27 protein-coding genes and 1 tRNA gene are annotated in these 26,970 nt (G+C 64.2%); 16 read left to right on the plus strand and 12 right to left on the minus strand.

Annotation, left to right across the window (positions count from 1 at the left end; all coding sequences use genetic code 11):
* The first annotated feature begins 148 nt into the window (after positions 1-148).
* The gene (gene pseB, locus AAA969_RS09890) at positions 149-1,222 is read left to right on the plus strand and encodes a UDP-N-acetylglucosamine 4,6-dehydratase (inverting) (RefSeq protein WP_338245863.1); all 1,074 of its coding nucleotides are present in this window, start codon (positions 149-151) and stop codon (positions 1,220-1,222) included.
* Here pseB and pseC read toward each other — a convergent pair.
* The 7 genes from pseC to flbT form a co-directional block, all read right to left on the minus strand.
* On the minus strand, positions 1,219-2,385 hold the full coding sequence (pseC, locus tag AAA969_RS09895; RefSeq protein ID WP_338245864.1) for a UDP-4-amino-4,6-dideoxy-N-acetyl-beta-L-altrosamine transaminase: 1,167 nt from the start codon (positions 2,383-2,385) through the stop codon (positions 1,219-1,221). The genes pseB and pseC overlap by 4 nt on opposite strands.
* A gap of 133 nt (positions 2,386-2,518) precedes the next feature.
* Positions 2,519-3,352: a flagellin gene (locus tag AAA969_RS09900; RefSeq protein WP_338245865.1), complete on the minus strand. Its 834-nt coding sequence runs from the start codon at positions 3,350-3,352 to the stop codon at positions 2,519-2,521.
* A 224-nt stretch (positions 3,353-3,576) separates the two neighbouring features.
* Positions 3,577-3,942: a flagellar protein FlaG gene (locus AAA969_RS09905; protein WP_338245866.1), complete on the minus strand. Its 366-nt coding sequence runs from the start codon at positions 3,940-3,942 to the stop codon at positions 3,577-3,579.
* 98 nt (positions 3,943-4,040) lie between these two features.
* Complete coding sequence (locus tag AAA969_RS09910; protein ID WP_338245867.1) at positions 4,041-4,865, minus strand: flagellin; 825 nt, start codon at positions 4,863-4,865, stop codon at positions 4,041-4,043.
* Between the two features lie 351 nt (positions 4,866-5,216).
* Positions 5,217-6,044: a flagellin gene (locus tag AAA969_RS09915; protein ID WP_338245868.1), complete on the minus strand. Its 828-nt coding sequence runs from the start codon at positions 6,042-6,044 to the stop codon at positions 5,217-5,219.
* Positions 6,045-6,244: 200 nt separating this feature from the next.
* A complete protein-coding gene (flaF, locus tag AAA969_RS09920) occupies positions 6,245-6,625 on the minus strand; it encodes a flagellar biosynthesis regulator FlaF (RefSeq protein ID WP_338245869.1) in 381 nt (126 codons plus the stop codon).
* Complete coding sequence (flbT, locus tag AAA969_RS09925) at positions 6,625-7,011, minus strand: flagellar biosynthesis repressor FlbT (protein WP_338245870.1); 387 nt, start codon at positions 7,009-7,011, stop codon at positions 6,625-6,627. Before flbT ends, flaF begins: the two co-directional genes overlap by 1 nt.
* Positions 7,012-7,184: 173 nt before the next feature.
* Here flbT and AAA969_RS09930 point away from each other — a divergent pair, with 173 nt between their 5' ends.
* The 6 genes from AAA969_RS09930 (at position 7,185) to AAA969_RS09955 (ending at position 13,706) form a co-directional block, all read left to right on the plus strand.
* A complete protein-coding gene (locus tag AAA969_RS09930) occupies positions 7,185-8,981 on the plus strand; it encodes a tetratricopeptide repeat protein (protein WP_338245871.1) in 1,797 nt (598 codons plus the stop codon).
* Between the two features lie 4 nt (positions 8,982-8,985).
* Positions 8,986-9,930, plus strand: coding sequence for a hypothetical protein (locus tag AAA969_RS09935; protein WP_338245872.1), 945 nt, complete (start codon positions 8,986-8,988; stop codon positions 9,928-9,930).
* 85 nt (positions 9,931-10,015) lie between these two features.
* On the plus strand, positions 10,016-11,014 hold the full coding sequence (locus AAA969_RS09940) for a sulfotransferase family protein (protein ID WP_338245873.1): 999 nt from the start codon (positions 10,016-10,018) through the stop codon (positions 11,012-11,014).
* Positions 11,011-12,060 (plus strand): hypothetical protein, encoded by a 1,050-nt coding sequence (locus AAA969_RS09945; RefSeq protein ID WP_338245874.1) that lies wholly within the window; start codon positions 11,011-11,013, stop codon positions 12,058-12,060. The genes AAA969_RS09940 and AAA969_RS09945 overlap by 4 nt, the downstream gene beginning before the upstream one ends.
* Positions 12,057-12,785 (plus strand): cytidylyltransferase domain-containing protein, encoded by a 729-nt coding sequence (locus AAA969_RS09950; protein WP_338245875.1) that lies wholly within the window; start codon positions 12,057-12,059, stop codon positions 12,783-12,785. The genes AAA969_RS09945 and AAA969_RS09950 overlap by 4 nt, the downstream gene beginning before the upstream one ends.
* Positions 12,786-12,788: 3 nt before the next feature.
* Positions 12,789-13,706, plus strand: a complete 918-nt coding sequence (locus tag AAA969_RS09955) for an N-acetylneuraminate synthase family protein (protein WP_338245876.1) — start codon at positions 12,789-12,791, stop codon at positions 13,704-13,706.
* Between the two features lie 96 nt (positions 13,707-13,802).
* Here AAA969_RS09955 and AAA969_RS09960 read toward each other — a convergent pair whose 3' ends face one another.
* A complete protein-coding gene (locus AAA969_RS09960; protein WP_338245877.1) occupies positions 13,803-14,516 on the minus strand; it encodes a cupin domain-containing protein in 714 nt (237 codons plus the stop codon).
* A 144-nt stretch (positions 14,517-14,660) separates the two neighbouring features.
* On the opposite strand from AAA969_RS09960, the gene AAA969_RS09965 reads away from it, so the two are divergent.
* The 4 genes from AAA969_RS09965 to AAA969_RS09980 all read left to right on the plus strand — a co-directional run bounded on the left by AAA969_RS09965 (position 14,661) and on the right by AAA969_RS09980 (position 19,434).
* Positions 14,661-15,539 (plus strand): AAA family ATPase, encoded by an 879-nt coding sequence (locus AAA969_RS09965; RefSeq protein ID WP_049755801.1) that lies wholly within the window; start codon positions 14,661-14,663, stop codon positions 15,537-15,539.
* 682 nt (positions 15,540-16,221) lie between these two features.
* A complete protein-coding gene (locus tag AAA969_RS09970; protein WP_425325052.1) occupies positions 16,222-16,821 on the plus strand; it encodes a CatB-related O-acetyltransferase in 600 nt (199 codons plus the stop codon).
* 244 nt (positions 16,822-17,065) lie between these two features.
* Complete coding sequence (locus tag AAA969_RS09975; RefSeq protein WP_338245880.1) at positions 17,066-18,304, plus strand: parallel beta-helix domain-containing protein; 1,239 nt, start codon at positions 17,066-17,068, stop codon at positions 18,302-18,304.
* 11 nt (positions 18,305-18,315) lie between these two features.
* On the plus strand, positions 18,316-19,434 hold the full coding sequence (locus tag AAA969_RS09980; RefSeq protein ID WP_338245881.1) for an SO2930 family diheme c-type cytochrome: 1,119 nt from the start codon (positions 18,316-18,318) through the stop codon (positions 19,432-19,434).
* On the opposite strand, the gene AAA969_RS09985 is transcribed toward AAA969_RS09980, so the two are convergent.
* On the minus strand, positions 19,435-20,100 hold the full coding sequence (locus tag AAA969_RS09985) for a TetR/AcrR family transcriptional regulator (RefSeq protein WP_338245882.1): 666 nt from the start codon (positions 20,098-20,100) through the stop codon (positions 19,435-19,437).
* A gap of 157 nt (positions 20,101-20,257) precedes the next feature.
* On the opposite strand from AAA969_RS09985, the gene AAA969_RS09990 reads away from it, so the two are divergent.
* Positions 20,258-21,433, plus strand: a complete 1,176-nt coding sequence (locus tag AAA969_RS09990; RefSeq protein ID WP_338245883.1) for a vWA domain-containing protein — start codon at positions 20,258-20,260, stop codon at positions 21,431-21,433.
* Positions 21,434-21,437: 4 nt separating this feature from the next.
* Here AAA969_RS09990 and AAA969_RS09995 read toward each other — a convergent pair whose 3' ends face one another.
* Positions 21,438-22,061 (minus strand): glutathione S-transferase family protein, encoded by a 624-nt coding sequence (locus AAA969_RS09995; RefSeq protein ID WP_338245884.1) that lies wholly within the window; start codon positions 22,059-22,061, stop codon positions 21,438-21,440.
* Positions 22,062-22,231: 170 nt separating this feature from the next.
* On the opposite strand from AAA969_RS09995, the gene AAA969_RS10000 reads away from it, so the two are divergent.
* On the plus strand, positions 22,232-22,558 hold the full coding sequence (locus tag AAA969_RS10000) for a chorismate mutase (RefSeq protein ID WP_338245885.1): 327 nt from the start codon (positions 22,232-22,234) through the stop codon (positions 22,556-22,558).
* On the opposite strand, the gene AAA969_RS10005 is transcribed toward AAA969_RS10000, so the two are convergent.
* Positions 22,559-22,885: an Hpt domain-containing protein gene (locus tag AAA969_RS10005; protein ID WP_338245886.1), complete on the minus strand. Its 327-nt coding sequence runs from the start codon at positions 22,883-22,885 to the stop codon at positions 22,559-22,561.
* A 156-nt stretch (positions 22,886-23,041) separates the two neighbouring features.
* Here AAA969_RS10005 and AAA969_RS10010 point away from each other — a divergent pair, with 156 nt between their 5' ends.
* From AAA969_RS10010 to AAA969_RS10020, 3 genes are all read left to right on the plus strand, one after another.
* The gene (locus AAA969_RS10010; RefSeq protein WP_338245887.1) at positions 23,042-23,503 is read left to right on the plus strand and encodes a hypothetical protein; all 462 of its coding nucleotides are present in this window, start codon (positions 23,042-23,044) and stop codon (positions 23,501-23,503) included.
* A gap of 216 nt (positions 23,504-23,719) precedes the next feature.
* Positions 23,720-23,795: transfer RNA gene (locus AAA969_RS10015), tRNA-Lys, on the plus strand.
* A 189-nt stretch (positions 23,796-23,984) separates the two neighbouring features.
* A complete protein-coding gene (locus AAA969_RS10020; protein WP_338245889.1) occupies positions 23,985-25,109 on the plus strand; it encodes an alpha/beta hydrolase in 1,125 nt (374 codons plus the stop codon).
* A gap of 106 nt (positions 25,110-25,215) precedes the next feature.
* Here the strand turns inward: AAA969_RS10020 and AAA969_RS10025 are convergent, their stop codons facing one another.
* On the minus strand, positions 25,216-26,919 hold the full coding sequence (locus AAA969_RS10025) for a methyl-accepting chemotaxis protein (protein WP_338245890.1): 1,704 nt from the start codon (positions 26,917-26,919) through the stop codon (positions 25,216-25,218).
* Positions 26,920-26,970: the final 51 nt, after the last annotated feature.

The following is a 26,970-nucleotide window of genomic DNA, read 5'->3' on the forward strand; positions in this document are numbered from 1 at the left end:
AGGGAGCCGGCCCGGGCCCGGCGGCCTGCCGGGTGGCTGACACGGGCGGCCAAAACCTGTTACCGTCGGGGCGACACAAACAGGCCTAACGCCGCGTTAACCTTGCCAGCGCAGCGTCGATCACTGGATACGAATCGCGAGGCCCAGCATGTCGAACCGGACAGCGACCCAACTGCCTTTCGAGGAAATGATGAACCAACGCTCCTTCCTCGACCCGCGCATGCCACTGGATGGCAAAACCATTCTCGTCACCGGCGGGACGGGCTCGTTCGGCCGCAAGCTGACCGAGACCATCTGTGCGGAATACAAGCCCAAGAAGCTGATCATCTTCTCGCGTGACGAACTCAAACAGTATGAAATGGCTCAGGATTTTTCGCCCAGCGATTATCCCTTCCTGCGCTATTTCATCGGCGATGTGCGCGATGAGTCGCGGCTCGACCAGGCCATGCGGGACGTCGATATCGTCATCCACGCCGCGGCGCTGAAGCATGTCCCGATCGCCGAATACAATCCGTTCGAGTGCATCAAGACCAATGTCATGGGCGCCGAGAATGTGGTGCGGGCCGCGATCAAGCGTGGCGTCAGCCATGTCTGCGCCCTGTCCACGGACAAGGCCGCCAACCCGATCAATCTCTATGGCGCCTCTAAACTGGCGGCGGATAAAATATTCACCGCGGCCCAGCACATGGGTGGTGAGGGCGGACCGGTCTTTTCAGTGGTGCGCTACGGCAATGTGGTCGGTTCGCGCGGCTCGGTCATTCCCTATTTCCGCCGCCTGATCGATTCGGGCGCCAAGGAATTGCCGATCACGGATCCGCGCATGACCCGCTTCTGGATCACCCTCGAGCAGGGCGTCAATTTCGTCCTGTCGAGCCTGTCCATGGCCCGCGGCGGCGAGATCTTCGTGCCGAAGATTCCCTCCATGAGCACCGCCGACCTGGCCCGTACGATGGCGCCGCATCTGCCGCACAAGGTGATTGGCATCCGGCCCGGCGAGAAGCTGCACGAAATCATGATTCCGGAAGATGATGCCCGGAGCACGATCGAGCTCGTTGACCGCTTCGCCATCCTGCCCGCACATGGCGCCAAGGTGACGGCGCGCTACCTGGCTACCGGTGGCCATCTGGTCCCGGACGGGTTCAGCTATGCCTCGAACACCAATCCGGAACAGCTCACAGACGCGGCCCTGCGCCAACTGATCGGCATGGCCGCCGCGGCCTAGGTGCCAAGCGCCGCCGCAAGGGCGTCGGTCACGCGACCGGGATCCTCATCCGTCATGCCGAAAAAGAGCGGCAGGGACAGGGTGCGCGCGTAATAGCGCCGCGCACCCGGCAGGTCCTGCCGGCCATAGCGCGCCGTGTAGAAAGGCTGGTCGGGGACCGGGATATAGTGGACCTGGCTGCCGATCCCCTGCCCGGCGAGCGCGGCCATGATCTCGCCCCGGCTCCGGCCGATCGCCTCGAAATCGATCCGCACCGGATAGAGGTGGAGGCAGGGATCACAGTCCGGCGTGCGCTGCAACGGCGCGACAGGCAGGTTGGCCCGGGACAATGCGGCATCATAAGCCTGTGCCAGCTCCCGGCGGCGGGCCGTGAACGCGCCCAGCCGCCGAAGCTGGGACAGGGCGAGCGCAGCCTGGATGTCGCTGAGCCGGTAATTCCACCCCAAGGCCTGCATTTCGTGCCACCAGGGCTCGCTCTCGCTGCGCTCGTGCCGGGCTGTGTCGCGCTCGATGCCGTGGCTGCGCAGCAGCCGCATCCGGCGCGCCAGCGCGGCGTCGCGGGTCGTCACCATGCCGCCCTCGCCCGCCGCGATCGTCTTGACCGGGTGAAAAGAGAAGGTCGCCGCGCGCGCATGACGGCCATTGCCGACCGGCTCGCCCTTCCAGCGGGAACCGACGGCGTGGCAGGCGTCCTCCACGAGCACAGCGCCCGCCGCCGAGACCAGCTCAGCCATCTCGTCAATCGCCTCGCACTGGCCGGCCAGATGGACCTGGAGCGCGACACGGGCGTGGCCGTCGGCCCGGCCGATCGCCTCTGCCAGACTGGCCGGCGTCATCAGCCCGGTGTCGGGATCGACATCCGCGAACACAACCTCCGCGCCACAATACAAGGCCGCATTCGCGGTCGCCATGAAGGTAATCGCCGGCACGATGCAGACATCGCCGGGCCCCACCCCCTCGGCGGCAAGGGCCAGATGGAGCGCGGTCGTGCCATTGGAGCAGGCGACGGCATGGTCGGCTCCGACCGCCTCGGCGAAGGCCTCTTCGAGCGCCTCGATTGTCGGACCGGTCGTCAACCAGTCGCCGCGCAGCACTTCGACCACGGCCGCGATATCGCTGTGATCGATTGACTGGCGCCCATAGGGCAGAAACCGATTGGCCATGGCCGGTACTCCCTGCGGCAGCGCCGGCTCTGCGGCGCCTGACCGTGCTCTGGATCATGGATTGAGTCGCCGAAACGGAAACGGCCCCCGAAAGCCGGGAGCCGCGCCGTGGTGGTGGAGACTGCCGGGCGGCTTAGCCGCCGAAGAGGTTCAGGATGATCTGCGGCTGGCCATTGGCGATGGACAGCGCCTGGACACCCAGCTGCTGCTTGACCTGGAGGGCCTGCAGGTTGGCGCTTTCAACGGCCAGGTCAGCATCGACGAGGTTGCCGACACCCTTGGTCAGGGAGTCCACAAGGCGACCGACGAAGTTGGAGTGCGCTTCCAGCTTCTTGGTGTCCGAGCCGAGATTGGCGAGGGCCTGGTTCACATTGTCGAGCGAGGTCTTGATCGCGGCGACGGCTGCGGTGGCGAGGGTCACGGTGCCGAGGCTGGCGGTGTTGGCGATCGTGATGATCGTGCCGCCAATGCTCATGTCCTGGGATTTCAGGGTGACCGAGCGAGCCGCGTCGGCATCCGCGAGGAACTCGATGCCGTTGGTGATCGTGCCGTTGAGGATATTCGCGCCGTCGAATTCGGCATTCTGAAGAATGACATTGACCTGGTCGAGCAGCGCCTTGAAATCACCGTCATAAGCCTGCCGGGAGAAGGTATCGAGCGAGGGGTCCATCGCCGCAGTCGCTTTCTCGCGCATCTGCACCAGAAGATCCGAGATCGACTCGCCGGCGGCCAGCGCCACGTCACCAATCGTCGTCGCCCGGTCGAGCCCGGTCTGGACGGCACCGAGGGCGCGGATATCGGCCCGCATGCCCTGTGCAACCGCGTAGATCGCCGTATTGTCCTTGGCGCCCGCGACCTTCAGGCCGGTATTGATGCGGTTCTGAACACCCAACATGTCGTCATTGGTCTTGTTCAGGTTTTGCAGAGCGATCATCGCTCCGGTGTTGGTGTGGACGCTCATAGTCATTGCGACATTCTCCCGCGATCTCAATCACCGCCATTCAGCGGCTGTTCGGAACGGGTTGCGCAAGAGCCGTGCCGTTTTGGCACGCCACGTAAAACGTAGTTGATTCATATAGTTGAGTGAGAGTTAGCGTCGCTTGGGCGGATCGGTCAACCCGCGCTTGCCGGGACAAATATGCCCGGGGGGTCAATTTTTGCCGGGTCAGACGCCCGGTTCGGCCCGGATCACTAGGCCCGCTGATCGATCAGCCCGGCACTGCGCGTGCGGAGGAATTCCATCAGATCGCCGTGCTTTTCCGGCGGCCAGCGGCGAACGGTTTCGCCGGTATCCTGGTCGACCAGGAGGTAGATGTACTCGCCCGACTTATCATCCTGGAGGATCTTCAGGCGCGAGTTGCCCAAGGCCTCGGCCGCCAGACGCTCGAGGTCTGCGGACGACTGTTCGGGCCGGTTGCCCGTCGCAGCCGAACGGTCGGCGTCCTGAACAGGCTCTACCCGCCGCACGCCTTCGCGTGGACGGTCAGTTGAAATGTCTCTGCTCTCGGCGATGGGTGCCAGGGGAGCAGATCTCGGATTGAACACCGTTTCTGCCATTTTTCTGTTCGCTGACGCGGATGCGTCGGCGCCTCATACATTCTTCGCGTCGACCGCGGAGGCGGATGGCGGAGCGAACTCCGCCATCCAGTCCGCGATTAACGGAAGTAACCCAGGATCGTGCTGGGCGCCGAGTTGGCGATCGACAGAGCCTGAACGCCAAGCTGTTGCTTGACCTGCAGGGACTGAAGACGCGCGCTCTCTTTGGCCAGGTCTGCATCGACCAGGTTGCCGATACCCTTTTCCAGGGCGTCAGACAGCTTGCCGACGAAACCCTTGTGGATCTCCAGCGACTTGGACGCGGTGCCGAGCTTGGCCAGCGAAGCGTTCAGGTTGTCGAGAGAGGTTTCGATCGTGGCGACGAGCGTGGACGCATCGCCAGCCGAGGCGAAGGACGCCGCTGCGGCGACCGTCACGACGCCACCAGCCAGAGAGAAGTTCTGGTCGGAAATGGTGATCGTGTTGGAACCGTCAGCATTGGCCAGGGCCGAGATCGAGGTGACCGAACCATTAATCAGGTTCGTGCCGTTGAACTCGGCATTGGAGACGATCGTGGTCACCTGGTCGCGGAGGGCCTTGAAGTCCTCGTTGAGCGCGGTGCGCGAGGCCGTGTCGAGCGAATTGTCGGACCCGGCGAGCGCCTTTTCCTTCATCTCGATCAGGATGTCGCCGATGGCCTCACCGGCTGCCAGAGCCACGTCCGTGGTCGACGCGGCCAGATCCAGCGATTGGCCGACAGCGCCATACCCGGCAACGTCCGAACGCATTTTCTGGGCGATCGCGTAGACGCCGCCATTATCCTTGGCGGATGCAATAGCCAGACCGGTGTTGATGCGGTTCTGGACCTGCTCCATGTCACGGTTGGTCTGGTTGAGGTTCTGCAGCGCAACCATGGCGCCGGCATTGGTGTTGATTGTAGCCATTTCTTGGCCCTTTCCATTCTGGTGATGCGCGGACGTTCTGCCCGCCGGGTCTTCTGACCCACACAAAGGAAGAGCAAAGCTGGTGCCAGTTGGTGATTGACCTCGAAGGTTAATTCCGAGTCGCGTGATTCGGCGGGATGTTTTTGCCCGGTCGATTGTTCCGCGGTAACCATTCACTCGGCAGAATCTGCCGCTTCAGGGGGCGAAATCACCAGGCAATTTTTGCCGATCGGCAAGATTTTATGATTAATTTCAGGTTAATGGCTGAAAATGGACATGCCAAAGCGCCAGCGCCGGCGAATCTGAAAAAAATGACCGGGATCGCCATGAGGCGATCCCGGCCGGACGAACTTAGCCGAAGAACGACAGAATGGTCTGCGGAGCCTGGTTGGCGATGGAGAGTGCCTGGACACCCAGCTGCTGCTTGACTTGCAGCGACTGGAGCCGTGCACTTTCCTTGGCCAGGTCGGCGTCGACCAGATTGCCAATTCCGACTTCCAGCGCGTCGGACAGCTTCGTCGTGAAGTTCTTGTGAATTTCCAAGGACTTCGAAGCAGTTCCGAGCTTTGCCAGAGCCGTACTCAGATTGTCGAGAGACGTTCCGATCGTCGTCACAAGTGTCGACGCGTCTCCTGCCGATGCGAAGGAACTCGTCGCAGCCACCGTCACGACACCACCGCCCAGAGTAAAGTTCTGGTCGGAAATGGTGATCGTGTTGGAGCCGTCAGAGTTGGCCAGAGCCGAGACAGAGGTCACAGTCCCGTTGATCAGGTTTGTGCCGTTGAACTCAGCATTGGAGGTAATCGTGGCGATCTGATCCCGCAGGGCCTTGAAGTCTTCGTTCAGGGCCGTCCGCGAGGACGCATCAAGCGTTGCATCAGATGCCGCGAGCGCCTTCTCCTTCATCTCGATCAGGATATCCGAAATTGCCTCACCGGCAGCCAGAGCCACATCGGTGACAGACGTCGCGAGGTCCAGGCTTTGCCCGACCACACCATAACCATTGACCTGGGAGCGCATGCGTTGGGCGACGGCGTACACGCCGCCATTATCCTTCGCACTGGCAATTTCCAGGCCTGTGTTGATGCGATTCTGAACCTCGTTCATGTCCATGTTCGTCTTGTTCAGATTCTGCAGGGCAATCATCGCCCCAGCGTTGGTGTTGACAGAAAGTGCCATTGTTGTGCTCTCCATTCTGGATGCGTGTCAGGTCGAATTTTTCGGCCCTGAGCGTTTTGCTCGGGACTGACTTCGCAAGCACCGTGCCGTTAGGACGACACATTATCCGATGGAAAAACAGTCGGTTAGGACATTAAAAAAGGCACCTTCCGGAGAAGGTGCCTGTTCCTGCCTGCCCGTTATTGCCGCCTCGGCAATTCTTACCCCGCGGCCTGCTCCGCGCTGGCATTGGCCTGGGGCATGAGCCCCTGCATCACGGTCCGGTTGATATCAACCAGATCGTCGATGGCGTCCGGATTGCGCATGGCGAAGCTGCCATGCTTGTACACGAAGATTGACAGCGAGATGATGGCGGCCCGCAAGGACTCGGGCAGCTTGTTGTCCTGGCTCGCACAATCCAGCGCCAGATTGCTCCAGACGCGGCGGTTCCAGTCGATCGCCTGCGCACGTTCTCGAACCGATTCCATGGGCAGGGTCTTGGCGTTCATGAGCGAGCGCGTTACCTGGGCGAAAAGCCGGTATTCGGTCGCGCGCGGATCTTCCGCGCGTGCCGCGGTCTTCTGATAAGCTTGGAAGGACATCAGCTCAGTCTCTCGGCTTCATAGGTCATCAGTTTGCGGCAGCCCAGAAGCGCCTTGTAGTGCTCGCCGGCCATCACATCGCGGCTGACATTGACGCACAGGCCGAGGGTGCCGGGATCCGAGACGACGCCCATGAACTCGTTCATGCGAAGCACGAATTCGTCATAGAGCTTGTCGTCATTCTTGTCGGACAGATACATCATCATGATCGGGAAATAGATGCGCTTGACGGGCGTATCGACGTCCGCGGCGTGCAGGATGTCTTTCTCTCGGAGAACAGACGCCTTGTTCTGCAGCACAAGATTGGCCCGACGGTCGCCATTCTCGATGACGGCTCCGTTCAGGACAAACTTCTCGCCGGGTTTGAGCGAGATTTTGAGCGGCATGAGGTCCCTCCGGTCCACAAATGATGCGAGCGATGTCGGTCGCGGCGCACAGGTTGGCAATATGGGGTGAAGAAAACGTTTCCAGCCCGCCGCTGCGGCATCATCGAATATTAGCGAGTTCTTAAAGCGAATCTCATGCCTTGGCTTCCAGAATCGAGGCAGGACTTATGACCATGCAGGATGCGACCGCTCTCGACCTTGATGCGGAGATCTCCGCCGAGGCCGAAACCGAGAAGAACGAAACCCGCGACGCGGTGCCGATCGGCGCCCAGGCCATTCGTGTGGATGCGCATGTTGATCGCATCCCGGCCGACCGGCGTCGGGTCTTCCAGAAAGTCGCAGCGCTGGCAAAGCGCGCCATGAAAACGTCTGCCGAGGGTGACAATGTTGCCGCGGCCCGCCTTGCCCACAAGGCGTACCTGCTGGCCCCGGACATGGCCCTGACCAACCATGTGCTCGGCCTGATGCTCTATAATCTCGGCCGCTTGTCGCGGGCCCTCGATTTCTTCGAGACAGCCTGGAAGATCGATCCCAACGACGCCGAGATCTACCAGAAGCTCGGACTGGTCGCCTGGAAGCTGAACATGCTGGAGGCGGCCGAGAAATTCTACCGCCTGCAATACAAGCTCGCCCCGACAGCGGTTGATGCCGCGATCAACCTGGGCGGCGTGCTGCGCGATGGCGGCAAGTTCGAGGAAGCCATCGAGATCCTGCGGACCGCCATTTATGCCCACCAGGAGAATTACGAGCTCTGGAACTCGATGGGCACCGTCATCAATGACAGCGGGGATCCGGTCCAGGCGCGCACCTTCTACGAGGAAGCCTTGCGCCTGAAGCCCGACTATGGCCGGGCCCACAACAACATGGCCAATATCCACGAGCTTCTGGGCGAGCCCGAACTCGCCATTCCGCACTTTGATGCCGCCCTCAAGGATCCCGCTGATCCAATGGAAGAGGCCACCATGCGGCATGGCCGGTCGATGGTTCTTCTTGCCGCCGGCCGTATCGAGGAAGGCTGGGCGGCCAATGAGAGCCGCCTCGACCCGAACCGGGCCCAGGCGACCTTGTTCACGATGAAGATTCCCTTCTGGGACGGGACTGATCCGGAGCAGCTGCGCGGCAAGACCCTGCTGCTTGTCGGCGAACAGGGCCTCGGCGACGAAGTCATCTTCATGAATGTGGTCAACGACCTGCTCGAGGCTGTCGGTCCCGAAGGCGAGCTGCGCATCGCCTGCGAATACCGCCTGATGCCGCTGGTCAAACGCTCCTTCCCCGCGGCCGTGGTCGGCCATCACATGTCCGCAAACATCGAGGGCCGTGACGTCCGGGTTGTGAAGGAGCTGGAGGATGGCGCTGATTTCTGGACGCCGATGGCGACGCCATTGCGCGGCCTCCGCAAGAGCCTCGAGTCCTTCCCGGACGAGGCCGGTTTCCTGGTCGCCGATCCCGAGCTGCAGGCGGGCTTCCGCGCCCAGATCGCCGGCTTCGGCAGCGGCCTGAAAGTCGGCATCCTGTGGAAGTCCCTCAACATGAATGCCCGGCGCTCACGCTTCTTCTCCGCCTTTGATGCCTGGGAGGGCGTCCTCAATACGCCGGGTGTCGACTTCATCAACCTGCAATACGGCAAGGTCGACGACGAGCTGGCGCTGGCCCGGGAACGCTTCGGTGTCACCGTGCACCAGCCGACCGACATCGATCTCAAGATGGATCTCGACAAGGTCGCGGCCTACGCCTCGGCCTGTGACCTCGTGCTCGGACCGATGAACGCAACCTCCAACCTCGCCGCTGCCTGTGGCGGCAAGGTCTGGTTCATCCATGCGCGGTCCTCGACCTGGACCCTGCTCGGCACCGATCGGCAGCACTGGTACCCGCAGACCCGGTCCTTCTTCGGCACCGGCTTCCAGGACTGGGACAACACCATGGCCCGTGTCGCCAGCGAGCTGGCAGCCCTGGCCGGCAGGCCGGGCTGAGCGCATGTCGGCGCGGCTCGCCATCCGCTGCGACGGCTCCACCACGATCGGTCTGGGCCATGTCATGCGCTGCGGAGCCCTGGCCAATGCGCTGGTTGATGAAGGCGCCTCGGTCGCCTGGCTGACCACCATACCACAGTACCGCCCGGCGGATCTCGATGGTCGCATCGAAATCGTGACGCTGGCCAGCGATGACGCGCTGGCCGGCGCCCTCGCCTCGCGCGGCATCCGGCATCTGGTCGCCGACTGGAAGCAGACCGACCCGGACAGGGTCGCCGCGCTGCGCGCCGCCGGCCACGCGGTCACGCTGGTCGGCAATTTCCTGCACGGCGCCGTGCCCGACCTGCATGTGCGCCAGGGCTTCCTGCCCGCCCTGTCCCCGTCCGGCGCACCGGCGCTGAGCGGCCCGCGCTATCTCCTCCTGTCAAAACCCTATCAGGACCTGCCGGAGCGCATGGTCAGTGACCGGCCGACCCGCGTCCTGCTCTCGCTTGGCGGGACGGTAACGCCGCTGCTGGACCGGATCGCCGAGCGCCTCGCCCTGTCCTTCCCGGATCTCGACCTTGACCGGCGCGGACCTGCCGGTAGCGGGGCCGTGCCGCCGCTGGTCGCGGCTTTGACGAAGGCCGATATCGGTATTCTCGCCGGGGGGACGACGCTGCACGAGGCTGCGGCGACCGGCTTGCCGACCATCTGCATCCCGATCGCGCCCAATCAGTTCGAGCGCGCCGAGCAATTCGAGAGCGTCGGCCTGGGCCTCAGTCTCAACCCGTCCGATCCCGGTTTCGAGCGCCAGTTCGAGACCAGCCTTGCGGCCCTGGCCGGCGATGCCGGACGGCGTCGGGGCATGGCCCGGACGGCGCAGGCCCTGGTCGATGGCGGCGGCGCCGGCCGGGTCGCCCGACACCTTCTCGGCCTGGCAGCGACGACGGCGGCGGAATCGCAGTAAACCCTTAAGGCTCAACAGGTCCATTGGACCTTCAACCGGTGTGTGATTCGCGCCGGCCACGCGACAAAGAGGACCGGACCGAGACATGACCCGCACGACGAAGACTGCGAGCAGCGGCGCAACAGGCCGGACAGGCGTCGAGACCGCCGGCGCGGGCCAGGTCTGGCCGAACTTCCTCGTCATCGGCGCGCCCAAATCCGGCACCACCTCGCTCTATCACTACCTGAGCCAGCATCCCGATGTCTTCCTGTCGAAGGTGCGCAAGGAAGGCCGCTTCTTTTCCGGTGTCGGTGACGGCTCGGTCTATTGGCCTGACTTCTATCATTTCGACACGGCGCCCGATGTCAGCGATTACCAGGCCCTGTTTGCCGACCATGACGGCCAGGCGCGGATCGGTGATGTCTCGCCGGACTATTACGCCTACGCATCGATCGCGGCGCGCCGGGTGGTGACCTATTGCGGCAACGAGACCCGGATCATCGCCATCCTGCGCAATCCGGTCGACCGGACCTATTCGCACTATCTCCAGAATGTCCGCCGTGACGCCGAGTTCTACTCCTTCGAACAGGCCCTCGCCGATGAACCGCGACGGATCGCGGCCAATTGGGGCTTCCAGTGGCTCTATGCCGATACCGGTCGCTATGCCGACCGGCTGCGCCAATATCGTGACCGCTTCGACTCCATGCTGATCCTGCTGCAGGACGAACTCGATCAGGACGGACCGGGCACGGTGCGCCGCATCTTCGAGTTTCTCGGCATCGATGCCGAGGTCCCGGTGACCGTCGAGCAGCGCTACAATACCGGCGGCATTCCGCGCTCCAAGATGAGCATTCTGGACGGCGCCCATGATCACCGCGTCGGGGAAAGCTTCGAGACGCTCCATGCCGAGCTGGTGGCTCCGGTCAGTGGCGTCTCAGGCGCGACCAGCGCCGACGGGGTCTATCCACCGATTGATGACAGCAAGGTCTCCATCCCGCCGATGGCGGAGGCGACCCGCGCCAGCCTGCAGGCAAGGTTCGAGCCGGAGATTGTCGCGCTCGAGGACCTGCTCGGTCGATCGCTCGACCTGTGGCGGCCGGCATGAGTCTCGCGGCGCTCAGCAAAGGCGTCCTGGTCACCGGCGTCGGCGCACCGCCGGGTCTGGGCACACTGCGCTCGCTGCGCGGCGCCGACCCGGCACTCACCCTGGTGGCCGCCGACATCAATCCGCTCGCCGGCGGCATGTTCGAGCCGGGCACGCAAAGCGTGGTCCTGCCCTCGGCCCGCGATCCGGAGGCCTATCGCAGCGCCGTGAAAGCGGTCTGCGAGACCCGGGGTCTCGACATCATCATTCCGGGATCGGAAGCGGAAATCGCCGCACTTGCCCCGGTCGCCCGGTCCTGGACAGAAGCCGGACTGCGCGTCCCCGTCGCCGACCCGGAGGTGATCGCCTTCGGGATCGACAAGGGCCTGCTTCTCGACCGGGTCAAGGCGCTCGGCCTGCCGCATCCGCAGACCTTGCAACCGGGCTGCGAGGGCGACCTCGCCCAATGGAGCGGCGGCTTTCCCTGTGTCGTCAAACCCCGCACCTCGCGCGGCGCGCGCGGCGTCAGCTACCCCGCCAATGCCCGCGAACTTGCCGCCATCTGGCGCGACACCGCGGCCGAGCATGGCCCGTGCGTCGTCCAGCAACGGATCCCGGGCGGCGCGGACACTGTCTACACGATCGGCTCGATGTGGAATCACGGCCAGCTGGTCGTCTCCACCCTGCATCGCAAGCTGCAGACCAATCCGCCCAGCGGCGGCGTCGCGGTAGCCGGTGAGACAGTTGTGGATCCCGCGCTGATGGCCGCCGGGATCGCCGTACTGGAAGCCTCCGGTCCCTGGCACGGCCTCGCTGCGGTCGAGCTGAAACGTCCGGCACCCGACGCGCCCGCCTATCTGCTGGAGATCAATCCGCGCATGTGGGGCTTTGGGTATCTGATGACGCTGGCCGGCCTCAATATTCCCGCCTTGCTGGTGCGCATGCTGGCCGGTCCCGAGCATCTGGCTGGCCATCTCCCGTCAACCTTTCCGCCCTACGCTCCCACCCGTATGGTCCGAACCTGGCAGGACATCGAGATTCCGCCGACCGAGGAGGGGCAAGCGTGACCCGAACCGTTGCCGTCATCCAGGCCCGCACCGGCTCCAACCGGCTGCCGGGAAAGGTCCTGGAACCGCTGCATGACGATGTCTCGTTGCTGGCCTATCAGTGCCGCCATCTGCGCCGGATCGACGGCGTCGACGAACTGGTCATCGCCACCACCACCAATCCGGACGATGACGCGGTTGTCGCACTGGCCGACCGCGAGGGCATCCGCGCCTTTCGCGGATCGGAGGAGGATGTGCTGTCGCGCTTCCTGCTGGTCGCCGACCGGACCGACGCCAGGACGCTGGTCCGCATTACCTCCGACAGCCCGTTTCGCGACCCGCAGGTGATCGCCCGCTGTGTCGCCGGACATGTCGCCGAAACGGCAGACTATACCCGCCCCAGCGCCGACCACCTGCCCAAGGGCCTGCGCGCCGAGGTCGTCGAGACCGCCATCCTGCGCCAGCTCGACGCGGCGCCGGAGACAACCCTGCGCGACCGGGAACATGTGACCGTCTTCATCCGCGACCATCTCGACCGCTTCCGCTGCCATACCGTCGATTTCCCGGAAGCCTTGCGGCGTCCCGATTTCGACGTATCGGTCGACACGATCGAGGATCTCGCCCTCGTCCGGGCTCTTTACAATGCCCTCACCGAGCGCGGCTGGCCGGTCGATACTGCGCATTTGTGCCGGCTGTACGACGAGACCCACGTCCTGAAATCCATCATCACCAACCTGGCCCTCTGACCCATGACCCACATTGATGTGATCGCCGAAATCGGCTCCAACCATGGCGGCGACCTCGACGAGGCCAAGCGCTATATCGCGGCCTGCGCAAAGGCCGGCGCCGATGTCGTCAAATTCCAGACCCTGACCCGCGAAGGCCTGATCGCGCGCTTCGTGAAAGACGGCGACGGCAAGGTGGTCGAGAACCCGAAATTTGCCGGCTTCGGCAATGCCGGCCTGCCCGATGACTGGCACGCGCCGCTGAAAGCCTGCGCCGAGGACAATGGCGTCGAATTCATGTCGACGCCCTTCTCGCTGGACGCCGTCGCCCTGATGGAGAGCCTCGGCATCAAGCGCTACAAGATCGCCTCGGGCGACCTCACCTTCACCCCGCTGCTGGAGGCACTGGGCGCGACCGGCAAACCGCTCATCCTGTCGACCGGCGCCAGCTATCTGGACGAGGTCGCCACGGCCGTCGGGACGCTGTCCCGCGCCGGGTGCACCGATCTCACCGTGCTGCACTGCGCCGCCAGCTATCCGCCGGCCTGGGACGATCTCAACCTGTCGGCAATCACCACGCTGAGGGCAACGCTGGGCCTGCCGGTCGGCCTGTCGGACCATTCCCCGGGCGCCATGGCACCGATCGCCGCCGCCGCACTGGGCGCGGTCTTGATCGAGAAGCACGTGACCTTCGACCGGACTACGCCCGGCCCGGATCATCCGTTCGCGATGGAGATGGACGAGCTGGCGGCGATGATCGCCGACCTGCGTCATCTCGAGCTGGCGCTCGGCGACGGGATCAAGAAGCCGGCCGCGAGCGAGATCCACCGCCGCCGCAATCTGCGTCGGGGCCGCTATGACGCGACGACGGGGAAGCCGGACGATCAGGGCCGCGACTGGCTCCGCCCGCAGCACGCGCCGGACGAGCGCGCCGAATTCTGACGACGCCGGGACCTGGCCGCGCCGGAAGCGGCCCGCGCCCCCAAAACAAAAACGCCCGCCGGACCGGCGGGCGTTTTCGTGACGGAGGACGGGACGCTATTTGGTCCGGATGGCGTCGATCTTGGAGGCCGAGACGCCGTCGACGATCGTGCGGTTGATCATCGGGTGGTTCTCGTCCTGCGGACCGAAATCACTGTCCGGGTGATAGGCAATGACCCGCATCTCGCTGTCGAAGGTGCGGAATTTGTGATTGCCCTCATAGGGGATGCGGAACATCACGCCCGGCTCGAGCGGGATGATGCCTTCCGGCGTCTCGCACTCGCCACGGCCCGAGAACACCACACCGATCCGGTCGGACGGGTGGGTGTGCGGGGTCTGGTCAATGCCCGGCGGGAAATAGAGCAGGTTGAGGCAGGGATCGCCCATCTTGACCGGCGCGATCAGCAGGCTGTCGGTGCAGCCGTCGATATATTTCAGCCGGCCCTTGGGCTCGACCGGGCCACCGATCATGAAGAAGGCCTGGTGGAACTCACGCGCCATCACGATGCCGCGTCCACCGGATACGGTGAGCGCGTTGTTGGCCGAGAAATACATGCCGGCCTGGAGCCTGAACTGGCCGGACGCGGTGACCAGCGTCGCCTCGCCCTCCTGGACAAAGCCGAAATAGGCCGTGTCGACATTGCCCAGTTCGAGCACGTCACCGTCCCAGGCATGCAGCGTCGTCGGGAAGTTCGGATCGCAATCCGCCACTTTCCCGGTCAGCCATTCGAAGGCGTAAAAATTCTGGGTCCGAATCATCCCGTCAGCCATGGATCCTGCACCTCTTCCATATTGCCGCCCCACTCGACGGGATTCGTCTTTACAGTCCCTTAATCGACGCGTGTTGGCAGCGCATACAAAATTAGCGGCCTCTCGCCTCTGGAGACATGCGACCAATCGCGCTAGATGGCGTGTATGCGCTTTGAAGGTACAGATCAGTACGTTGCTGATGGAGAACTGAGCGCCGCGGTCAACGCCGCGGTGGCTCTCGAGCGTCCGCTCCTCGTCAAGGGTGAGCCGGGCACGGGGAAGACCGAGCTGGCCAAACAGGTCGCCCAGGCGATGGGCATGCCGCTCATAGAATGGCACGTCAAATCAACGACGAAGGCCCGCCAGGGGCTTTACGAGTATGACGCCGTGGCGCGCCTGCGCGACAGCCAGCTGGGCGATGACCGCGTCCATGACATCAACAACTACATCCGCAAGGGCAAGCTGTGGGAGGCCTTCGCCGCCCCCGAGCGCTCTGTGCTGCTGATCGACGAGATCGACAAGGCCGACATCGAATTCCCCAACGATCTCCTGCAGGAGCTCGACCGGATGGAATTCCATGTCTACGAGACCGGCGAGACCATCAAGGCAGCCAATCGCCCGGTCATCATCATCACCTCGAACAATGAGAAGGAATTGCCGGACGCCTTCCTGCGCCGCTGTTTCTTCCACTTCATTGCCTTCCCCGACGAAGCGACCATGCGCAAGATCGTCGAGGTCCATTATCCCGGCCTGAAGGGTCGCCTCCTGTCGGAAGCGCTGACCCTCTTCTACCAGATCCGCGATGTGCCCGGCGTCAAGAAGAAGCCCTCGACCTCGGAGCTGCTCGACTGGCTCAAACTCCTGCTGGTCGAAGACATCGACGCCTCGGTCCTGGCCGAGCGCGACCCGCGCAAGCTGATCCCGCCCCTGCACGGCGCCCTCCTGAAGAACGAGCAGGACGTGATGCTGTTCGAAAAACTCTCCTTCATGGTGCGTCGGCCGGGTGGCCCCGGTGACGGCCCGCGTGGTCCGGGCGCGGCTTAGGCGTCCACGCGAGCACCCACCCCATTTTTCCCGGCCGAAGCCCCGCAGAAGCGGGGCGCAGAGCCGGGACCGACGCGCCTGACAGGCAAGCTATGCGTTTCACGTTGGTCCCGGTTCGCGCAGGTGCGCGTCCGGGAAAAATGGTGTGTGTCATTCTGGATAGTCGCGCTCCGCGTTCACCCCGCCATAAATCCCTTGCCGGGAGTTCGCCGTATCCGGTTCTTGAGCTCAAGGGTGAAACCGCGAAGCGGCGGATGCGCCGCCCTTGACCTCAAGAACCGGATACGGCCCGCTGGCTGACAAGGGTTCTATGGATCAGGCTGCGCGAGGCGCGAGGGAATGGGCGCTTTTTCTCCCCATACGACCTACGCCCTCATCCCACGGTGACCGTAAAGCGGGTTGAGGCAGGGCGTCTGGCCGGGTGGTTGAGGTCCCCCGGATCGCGGCGATGCCGCGACCGTGGGATGACGGTGGAAACCGGATCGGATGACCGCTATAAAACGACTTCACTGCAGGAGAGCGCTCAAATGAACATTCGCGGCTAGACCGCGCCTGACCGGGAGACCGGGGGCGCATTTCGACGATACGAAATCCACCTCCCGCCCGGAGTCTGTTCATGCCTGCTTCTTCCGATACGTCCGCCTGTCACCACCCCGCCCTCGACCCGATGAACCCCGCCCCGATGCCGGCGGCGCCGTCGATGGCCTATCTCAAACCGCTCATCGCCGGTCATCCCAAGATCAGCGCGGGCGATTACAGCTATATCCATTCCTTCGATGATCCGGCGCGCTTTGCCGAGACCCAGCTGAAATACGCCTTCGACTTCATCGAGGACCGTCTGGAGATCGGCAAATTCTGTTCGATCGCGGCGGACGCCAGTTTCGTGCTCAATGGCGGCAATCATTTTGCCGACCGCCTGTCGAGCTATCCCTTCGCGATCTTCGGCTGCTGGGGCGAGCCCGATCCCGGTGCCTGGCCGAACAAGGGCGGGATCACCATCGGTCATGATGTCTGGATCGGCTGGGACGCGGTGATCATGCCCGGAGTCAGCATCGGCCATGGCGCCATCATCGCCGCCAAGTCGGTGGTTACCCGCGACGTCGCGCCCTATGAGATCGTCGGCGGCAACCCGGCACAGCCGATCCGCAAGCGCTTGCCGGATGATGACATCGAACGCCTGCTGGCACTGGCCTGGTGGGACTGGCCGGCCGAGACGATCCGCGCTGCCTCGGATGCGCTGATGAAGGCGGACATCGCGGCGCTCGAGCAGCTGGCGCCATAATCCGGGCCGCAGGCGGCGGGAACCGACACGGCAGCCGGACATCGGGTCGGGGCAGAAGCCCGCCCCCGCCCTGACCTGGTTGTCGCCCTGCCTTGCCTGCCTTCAGGGCCTTGCCCGCAGACAAAAACAGAAACCTTTTCCGTTTCCGGTTGTCTGACCTCCCGGAATATGGAAATTTGCGTCGAAATACTTTCGGCGTAGGCTGAGTGATGACCGAGCTGGGGCCGGTTCCGGGGAGAGAACAATGAAGACGATTGGATACTGGATTACCGCGGCTGCAGCCTTCGCACTGAGTGCCTGCGGCAATAATGGCGGCGAGACCCGCGACCTGACGGACGCTGACACCAGCTACCAGTCCGTCCTGCTCGAACAACTCATCGACGCCCAGCCCGGTGACGTCATCGAGATCCCGGCCGGCGTGTACAGCTTTGACCGCTCGCTCAGCCTGACCGTCGACGGCGTAACCATTCGCGGTGCCGGGATGGACGAGACCATCCTCAATTTCCAGGACCAGATCAGCGGCGCCGAAGGCCTCATCGTTACGGCCAATGATTTCACGCTGGAGAATCTCGCCATCGAGGACACGATCGGCGATGGCCTCAAGGTCAATGGCGGCGAGAACATCATCATCCGCGGCGTGCGCGTGGAATGGACCAATGGCTATTCGACCGAGAACGGCGCCTATGGCCTCTATCCGGTGCAGACGACCAATGTGCTGATCGAGGACTCCGTCGCCATCGGCGCCTCGGATGCCGGCATCTATGTCGGCCAGTCGCGCAATGTGATCGTGCGCAACAGCCGGGCCGAGTTCAACGTCGCCGGGATCGAGATCGAGAACTGCATCGGGGCCGATGTCTACGGCAATACCGCAACCAACAATACCGGCGGCATTCTGGTCTTCAACATGCCCAACCTGCCCCAGCCGGGCTATCACACGCGCGTCTTCGACAATGATGTCTACGCCAACAATACCGAGAATTTCGGCCATGCCGGCACGCCGGTCGCCAGTGTCCCGGCCGGCTCGGGCATCGTCATCAACTCGAACGACCAGGTCGAGATCTTCAATAACCGCCTGGCCGACAACGACACCGCCAACATCATCATCTCCAGCCTGCATTCGACCGGCTATTCCGACTATTCCGTCCAGGAGGGCTTCGACCCCTATCCGGAAACCATCTGGATCCATGGCAACACCTATTCCGGTGGCGGTTCCTCGCCGGACGGGCTCGACCTGACGGCGCTCAAGATCGCCATGTTCGGGCTCAACGGCTCCTTCCCCGACGTGTTGTTCGACGGCTTCATCGACGACGCCAAGCTGGTCGACGGTGTACTGCCGGATGCCTTGCGCCTGTGCGTCGGCGACCCGGTCGAAGTGCTCAATGCCGATGGCCCGAACGGCTATGGCTCGCCCCGCATGGACACCGAGGCCTTCCAGTGCACGCATGACAGCCTCGCCGGTGTCGAGCTGGCCTTCGCCGACTAGGTGGATTGCGCGTGTTTTACCGACTGATCCTGCTGGTTGCGGTCGCGCTGGCGGCCTGCTCACCCGCGGCCCCGACGCCGCAATACCATGCGAGCGACAACCCCCAGCGCCTCTCGGACTGGGGGCAGCTCGGTCTTGCCGGCGGCGAACTCCGCCTCGCCGACGGGGTTGTGCCCTACGACCTCAACACGCCGCTCTTCACAGACTATGCGCTCAAGCTGCGGACCATCTGGATGCCCGATGGCCAGACCGCCACCTATCACGAGGGCGAGGTGCTCGACTTCCCGGTCGGGACGGTCATCACCAAGACCTTCTACTACCCGCTCGCCGACACGCCCGGCCATGTCGCCCGCGGCGATGGCAACAGCCTGACACGGGCCGATGGCTCGCTCGACCTGTCGCAGGTCCGGCTGATCGAGACGCGGATCCTGGTGCATCGGGAAACCGGTTGGGCGGCCCTGCCCTATCGCTGGAATGCCGAGCAGAATGAGGCCACGCTGCATCGCTATGGCGATGTCGTGCCGCTAACCCTGGTCGATACCGATGGTGCGCAGACGCCCTTCAACTACGTGATGCCGAACGTCAATCAGTGCGCCAGTTGCCATGCGCCGGATTCCAATACCCGGCTGATCTCTCCGATCGGTCCCAAGCCACGCCACCTGAACCGCGATTTCGCCTATCCGCAGGGTTCGCAGAACCAGCTCGAACATCTTGTCGAGGTCGGTTATCTGACCGGCGCCCCGGCACCGGCCGACGCGCCGCGCAATGCCGACTGGTCCGACCCGATGGCCTCTCTCGAGGACCGGGCCCGCGCCTATCTCGACGCCAATTGCTCGCACTGCCACAGCCCGGTCGGCCCCGCCGACACATCCGGCCTGAACCTCGAACCCGACATCGCCCATGGGCCGGCCCTGGGTCTGTGCAAACTGCCGATCGCGGCGGGGTCCGGCACCGGTGATCGGCGCTACGACATTGTCCCGGGCGCACCGGATCAGTCGATCCTGCTCTTCCGCATGGATAATGTGGAGCCGGACCAGATGATGCCGGAAGTCGGTCGCTCGACCATCCACACCGAGGGCATCGCGCTGATCCGGGCGTGGATTGAGAGCCTGCCGGGTGATTGTGGCTGATCAGTCGGGATCAGTGGCCGGTTCCGGGGCCAGGTAGGGCGCCAGATAGCGCTGCAGCGCCATCAGCGCCTCATTGAAATAGACCTCGCCATCGGCGGGCCGGTCGCGGGTCTCGAAGATCAGGATCTCGGCCGCGCAATAGATTTCCACCGTCATCCGCGCGACCACGTCCGGGTCGCCACCGTGGAAGCCATCCAGCCCCTGGCGCCACCGGTCCGCCAGCATGCTGGCCAGGCGCAGGTTCCAAGCCTCCCGCACCGTGCGCAATTCATGCGTCGTCAGGGTCAGTCGGAAGACTGCCCCGTAGGACGGATTTCCGGCCAGGAGACGTCGCAGCCCGAGCATCATGCCGGACAGGCTCTGGGCCCAGTCCTGCTCGTCCGGATCGTCCAGGATCGTCATGACGATGCGGTCGGTCTCGGCCTTGAACTCCTCCAGGATGGAGCGATGAATGGAATAGATATTCGGGAAATAGCGATAGACCGAGCTGACCGGCACGCCGGCTTCGGCGGCCACGGTCGAGGTTGTGATCGCATCGCCCTCACCGCGCTCGAGGAGGCGCTTGGTCGCTGCGATGATCGCCGCGATCCGCGCCTGGGACCGCTTCTGGCGCGGCCTGGCACGGCGTTCCAGATCGATCGTTTCGGTCGGGGCAGGATCAGTCAAACGTCGCCTCTCCGGATTGGCCGGCGCCCGCGGGACCGCCGAAACGATCAAAGCGGACCCATAGTCTGTATCCCAGATATGGCGCCCCAGGCCGGGATGTCCAAGCGGAAATCAGCCCGCCCCTTTCCTGTCCCGCGAACGCCGCTAGATTGAGCGCATGCTGCACCACTTCTTCACCGAGCTCCGCGCCGCCAAGATCCCCGTTACGACCCGGGAATACCTCACCCTGCTGGAGGCGCTCGACAAGGGCGTCATCGAGCCGGAGATCGCGCATTTCTACTCGGTCAGCCGCGCCGCCCTGGTCAAGGACGAGAAGGATTTCGACAAGTTCGACATGGTCTTCGGTCATGTCTTCAAGGGGGTCGAAATGCTCTCCCAGATGTTCGAGGACAAGGAGATCCCGGACGAGTGGCTGCAGGCGATGATGAAGCGCCTGCTCACCGAGGAGGAGATGGCCGAGCTCAAGGCCCTGCCCTTTGACGAGCTGATGGAGACCCTCAAGAAGCGCCTGGAAGAGCAGGAGAAGCGTCACGAGGGCGGAAACAAGTGGATCGGCACCGGCGGCACCTCGCCCTTCGGCCATTCCGGCTATAATCCGGCTGGTGTCCGGATTGGCGGCGAGAGCCAGCACAAGCGCGCGACCAAGGTCTGGGAACAGCGCCGCTACAAGGATCTCGACGGCGAGCGCGAGCTCGGCACCCGCAATCTGAAGGTCGCCCTCCGCCGGCTGCGCAAGTTTGCCCGCGATGGCGCCCGCGAGGAGCTTGATCTCGGCGAGACCATCGACGCCACCGCCAAACAGGGCTGGCTCGACGTCGTCATGCGGCCGGAACGCCGCAATGCGATCAAGGTGCTTGCCCTGTTCGATGTCGGCGGCTCGATGGATCCGCACGTGAAGCTGTGCGAGGAGCTGTTCTCGGCGGCCCGCTCGACCTTCAAGAACCTTGAATACTTCTACTTCCACAATTGCCCCTATGAGGGCATGTGGCGGTCAAACCTGCGCCGCCGCACCGAGACCGTGCCGACCCTGGACGTGATGCACAAATACCCGGCCGACTGGAAGGTCATCCTGGTCGGCGATGCCGCCATGGCGCCCTATGAGATCACCCATGACGGGGGTTCGGTCGAGCACTGGAACGAGGAGGCCGGCGCGGTCTGGCTGCAACGCATCGCCGACACCTGGCCGCACCTGATCTGGATCAATCCGACGCCGGAAAAATGGTGGGAGCACTCCTACTCCACCCGCCTCGTGCAGGACATTATCGGCGCCGACCGCATGTTGCCGCTGACGCTGGAAGGTGTGGATGCGGCAATGAAGGAGTTGGCGCGCTAGCGTCTCAGGCCAGCGCGCTCACCCGCCCGTCATCATAGTCCAGCTCCAGCTCGTTCTCGACCCGGGCGATCCACGACCGGACGCCGAGAAATTCATCGAGATCGAAGCCGCCCTCGTCGGCGACGCGGCTATAGGCGACCAGGGCGATGTCGGCGAGGCTGATCGTGCTGCCGACGATGAAGTCCCGTGACAGGAGGCGCATCTCCATCACCCCGAGAGCGCGGCGTCCCCTGGCCATGAGTTGCGGATCGATCTCGTCATCGCTCAGGCCGGCGAAGGCCTTCTGGAAGCGGCGCACGGCGATGAAGGGCTCGTGGCTGTATTGCTCCCAGAACATCCACTCGAGCATTTTGGCGTGATCGAACGGATCGGCCGGGATCAACGCCGAGCCTTCAGCGAGATGATGAATGATGGCGTTGGACTGGGCCAGGATGCGGCCGTCCTCGCGCTCCAGGCAGGGCACCTGTCCGGCCGGGTTGATGGCCAGGAAATCCTCGGTCCGTGTTTCACCCGCGACCACATCAACCTCGACCCAGTGATAGGCCAGACCGAGCCGGTCAGCGGTCCATTTCACTTTCAGGCAATTGCCGCTGCGGTGATCACCATAGATGCGGACGGGCTGGCTCATGACATGACTCTCTTCTGCTCGGCGGCAGCATAACGCCGCCCGCCGCAAGATCGAGTGACGAAAGCGTGTCGCGCGCAGATGCCACACCGCACGGGCTGTGACAGTCCGACGCTTGGGCGTCGCCGCGAGCCCGCTTATAAGAGGCGAAACGAGAACAGGTTGCAGCCCGAATGACGACACCGACCCGCCCCGGCATCACCCCGCCCGAAGCCTGCCAGTCCATGCAGGAAGTCCGCGCCGGCGTCGATGCGCTCGACCGCGAACTGGTCGCCCTGATCGCCGAGCGTGCGCGCTACATGGAAGCCGCCGCCCGCATCAAGCCGAGCCGCGACGTGGTGCGCGACGAGTGGCGGATCAATGATGTGATCAGCAAGGTCAGCCGTGAAGCCGAGGCCAAGGGGCTGGCAGTCGAGATCGCCGAGCCGGTCTGGCGGGAGCTCGTGGAACGCTCGATCGCCTATGAGTTCAGTGTCTGGGACTCGACCCGTACCGACTGATCAGTCGAGGCTGGCAAAGGCCAGCTCGGTCTCGCGGAAACAGCGTTCAACCGCAAGGCGTTCTCCCGGCCAAGACAGCTCGGGCTCCAGCTCCGCGACATCACACACATCGGCAAGGGCAAAGGCACCGACACCGCGGGCCGCCCCCTTCAGCGTATGGCAGGCGGCACGCCAGCTGGCCGGGTCGCTTGGCGCTTGCATGATCGCCAGGCAGCGATGGGCCTGCTCGCACATCAGTCCGAGGAGTTCATCGCGCAGGGTCGGATCCCCACCCGTGTAACGGGCGAGATGGACGCTGTCGAAAAGCGGCGGGGCAACAGGTTTCATGGCGGTATTCATGCCCGCTTTCTACCGAACGAGCCTTAACAGCCCGCTTAACAAACAGTTTGGGCCGCCGCTTTCGCTCATCTTGGTGAATAGGGCGTTCATATTCCCGTCAGGCGCGAAATGACACGGTCAGGTTCGCAAAATCGGGAGGATCACATGATCAGATCTGTCAGGATCATCGCCTGCAGCCTTGTGCTTGCCGTCGGCTTCGGCGGCCTCGCCAGCGCGGCAACGGAGCCAGTCCGCGCTACCCAGCCAGCCGCCAAGCTGACCGCGCAGGGCAGTGAGAAAACGCTCCAGAGACGACATTATGATCGCCGCCAGCCGGCGCGCGGACGTCACCATTACCGGGATCGCCGATCCTCGCGCGATCACCATGACTATCGCCGGGACCGCCACGTTTACCGCGGAGGCCGGTATGACAATCGCCGGTATGACTATCGCGGCGGTCGCCAGCATGCCTCGCGCTGCTGGAGCCAGAACCAGCGCTCGCATTTCCGCGGACAGCCGGCGCTGATCTCGGTCCGCGTCTGCCGCGACCGTTATGGACGCAGCTATACGGTCCGGGGCTCCGAGCGCCTGGTGCGCTATCTACGCGGTGCCCGTCGCCACTGGTAGCCCCCGCCGAACCGAGCCCCCGGCCCCGGCCCGGCCGGGCATGAACAGACCAGCCCCGCGCCGGGATATCCGGCGCGGGGCTGATGCCGTGAGCCGGCTGGGTCAGGCTGCCGGTGAAAGGCCCGGCGATCCTGCATGACAGGCATGTGCAATCCGGCAAAGGAATGGCTTGATTTTGTCCAGCGGACGCGTATTTTCCGCCGCTTCCCAACCGGCGCGCCTATAGCTCAGTTGGTAGAGCAGCTGACTCTTAATCAGCGGGTCCTAGGTTCGAATCCTAGTGGGCGCACCATTTTCCATTATCCCCGTTCCGCTCGACCCGAGCCGGATGCCGTCGTCGGTGCCGGGGTCGGTGCTCACATGGGATGTGCTCAGGGCTGCGGGGTATGGATCTGATCCGGCGCGGTGAACACCACAGGGTGCATTGACCGGATGAGCGCCAGGCATGACTGTGGCGCGAACCAGAGCCGGAAGCCCCATCGTGTCCACCTCGCCTTCCCTGTCGCCGCTGATCGGCGTCGTCCTTCTGATCGTGCTGGCCGGCTGTAGTCATGCGCCGGCTCGCATGCCCGTCATTGAGCTGGGCGGCGCCGAAGGCCGTAGCGAACCCATCCTGATCGCCACCACACGGGCGCCCAGCGACGACCCCGCATTACGGCTCTCCACCACACGCGGCGAGCTGTCCTTTGCCCGGGCCGATGTCTGGGTCCCGGCCAACCGGCTGCCGGGCGAAGTCGTTCTGCCCTCGCGACAGGTTGATCCGGCCCGGGAGTTCGCCCTCACCGGCTATCAGCCGGACCTGACCCGCAGCGCGTGGTCGGCCATGCTGGAGCGCCAGCTTTTGGCCCTGCCACTGGCCGAGCGCCAGGTCTTCGTGTTCGTGCATGGCTTCAACACGCCCTTCTCGGACGGGCTCTATCTCAATGCCCAGATCCTCAACGATTTCGGTGTCCGCACGGCGGCTGTCCACTACGCCTGGCCGTCTGCGGGGCAGTTCCCGGCCTATCTCTATGACCGCGACAGCGCCCAGTATGCGCGCGACGGCCTGGCAGAGGCGCTCGAAGCCATCGCCGACAGCCCGGCCGTCTCGATCACCATTCTGGCTCACTCGATGGGCTCACTGGTGACGATGGAAGCGCTGCGCCAACTGAGCCTGGAAGGGCGGACGGAGGTGCTGGGCAAGATCGACCCGGTCATCCTGGCCTCGCCCGACATCGACTTTGACGTCTTCCTCAATCAGCTCGACTCGCTGGACCCGCCGCCCGGGCACATGACGGTCCTGGTCTCTGATCGTGACCAGGCCCTGATCCTGTCGGACACGCTGCGCGGCGGCGGGCGCTCTCGGCTGGGCATCGGCGCCCAGCGGGATGTGCTTGTCGATCGCGGACTGGCGGTCGTCGACATGAGCGGGCTGCGCGACGGCACGCTGGTCGGGCATTTCGATTTCGCGGCGTCGGAAACCCTGATGCAGCTGGCCGCTTCAGGCGCCCTGACCCAGGCGCTCAATGGCGACACCCGACCCTCCGGTGAAACCGGCGTCGGCGCACTCGCCGACATCGCTGCCCGGATCATCTACCTGCCCGCCCGCGCCCTCGGCGAACGCTGATACCGGTCACCCCGGTCGATACCGGGCACCAGACATGAAAGCGCCCGGACCGAGGGGGAGAGAGGTCCGGGCGCTGGTGTTGCAAGGCGACATCTGGGGGGAGAGATCAGCCAGCCTCGCGAACCTCTGTGAGGAAGGTTTCAACCGTCGAATTCAGTTTCTCGGCACGCTCGGAGACGGTCCGCACGGCCTGCAGGACTTCCTGGGAAGCATCGCCGGTCTGGCGTGCCGAGCGGGACACCGCCTCGACATTGTCGGACACCGAGCGGGCACTGGTTGCCGCATGCGAGACCGAGCTGGAAATCTCGCGGGTCGAGGCGCTCTGCTCTTCGGCCGCGGCAGCAATCGCCGACGCCGAGCGGGAGATCTCGCCGACAGCCCGGGTAACATCCTCGATCGAGGCCGAGGAGGACGCGGCGGCTTCCTGGATCGCCTGGATCTGGTCACGGATATCGTCGGTTGCCTTGGCCGTCTGTGCCGCCAGCGACTTCACTTCCGAAGCCACGACCGCAAAGCCCTTGCCGGCTTCGCCCGCGCGCGCCGCCTCAATGGTCGCGTTCAGCGCCAGAAGGTTGGTCTGCTCGGAAATATCGTTGATTAGCTGGACCACATGGCCGATCTCCTGCGCCGCAGCGCCGAGATTGTCGACCACGGCGCGGACGGACTTGGCCCGCTCGTCAGCCTGTGAGGCCATGTCCGAGGAACCCTGGATCTGCTGGGTCACTTCGGCAATCGAGGCGGTCAGCTCTTCCGACGCCGCAGCGACGGATTCGACATTGGCCGAGGCCTGGGCAGCGGAGGAGGCCATGCGGCCACTCTGCTCGGAACCCTCGGCGGCGGAGGTCGACAGCTGCTCGGCGATGGCCGACATCGAGGCACAGGCCTCGTTGACCTCGCCCAGCATGGACATCACTTCGGCATCGAAATCGCGTGCCAGCTCATTGAGCCTGGCGGCACGGCGCTCATTGGCTTCGGCCTGGGCGCGTTGATCCTTCTCGAGATCCTCGGCCCGCAGTCCGCTTTCGCGGAAACGCTTCAGGCTGACAACGACGGCGCCCAGTTCGTCCGAGCGTTCGAGGGCATCGATATCAAGCGAGTAGTCGCCATTGGCGAGGGTTTCCGTCGCCGCCGCAATCTTGCGCACCGAGGTGCTGATCTGGCGTCCGAACAGAACGGCCAGGGCGATCAGGGCGATACCGACGCCGGTGGTCAGGCCGACAAAGAGGATGATCGAATTGCGCACACCGGCTTCGGTGGCCTCGGCGTCCATGCGGGCCAGCGACGCGCCTTCAAGGGCGAGATCGTCGAGGTCGGAACTGATATCGTCGAACACCGCATCGAAGGGCTGCAGGAAGGCGACCGAGCTGGCGAAGTCGAGCTCGAGCATCTGGCCGACAAAGTCGAGGGCGTCCTTGTACAGGGCGAGTTGCTCGACAAGGCTGTTGAAGGTTTCGGTGCCGTCAGCAATGTCCGCGCCGGAGACCTGCAACTCGGCAATGCGGCCGGACAGCTCGTCCACGCGGGCGCCGACGGCGTCGAACTCGGCCATGACATCGATCGGGTTGCCGGCGGCCTGGGCCGTCACGACCGCGAGCACGTCACTATTAATGACCTGGAGTTCGGATTTCAGGTCGGTCAGCTCGAGCGCGGCATTCATCTCACCCATCGCGCGCTGCTGGCTCGCAGATCCCGTATGGAGCGACCAGGCGCCCAGACCGGCGACCGCGATCAGCGCGAGAATGGCGGCGATCGGTGCCACCGCGAATGATTGCGCGATTGTCAGCGTGAAAAATTTGGATGTCTTGCCCATGGCTCTCTCCCGGAAGACGTCACCGATATCCGGTTGTGTCGTTTGGATCAG

The organism is Maricaulis maris (assembly GCF_036322705.1).
GTDB lineage: Bacteria > Pseudomonadota > Alphaproteobacteria > Caulobacterales > Maricaulaceae > Maricaulis > Maricaulis maris_B.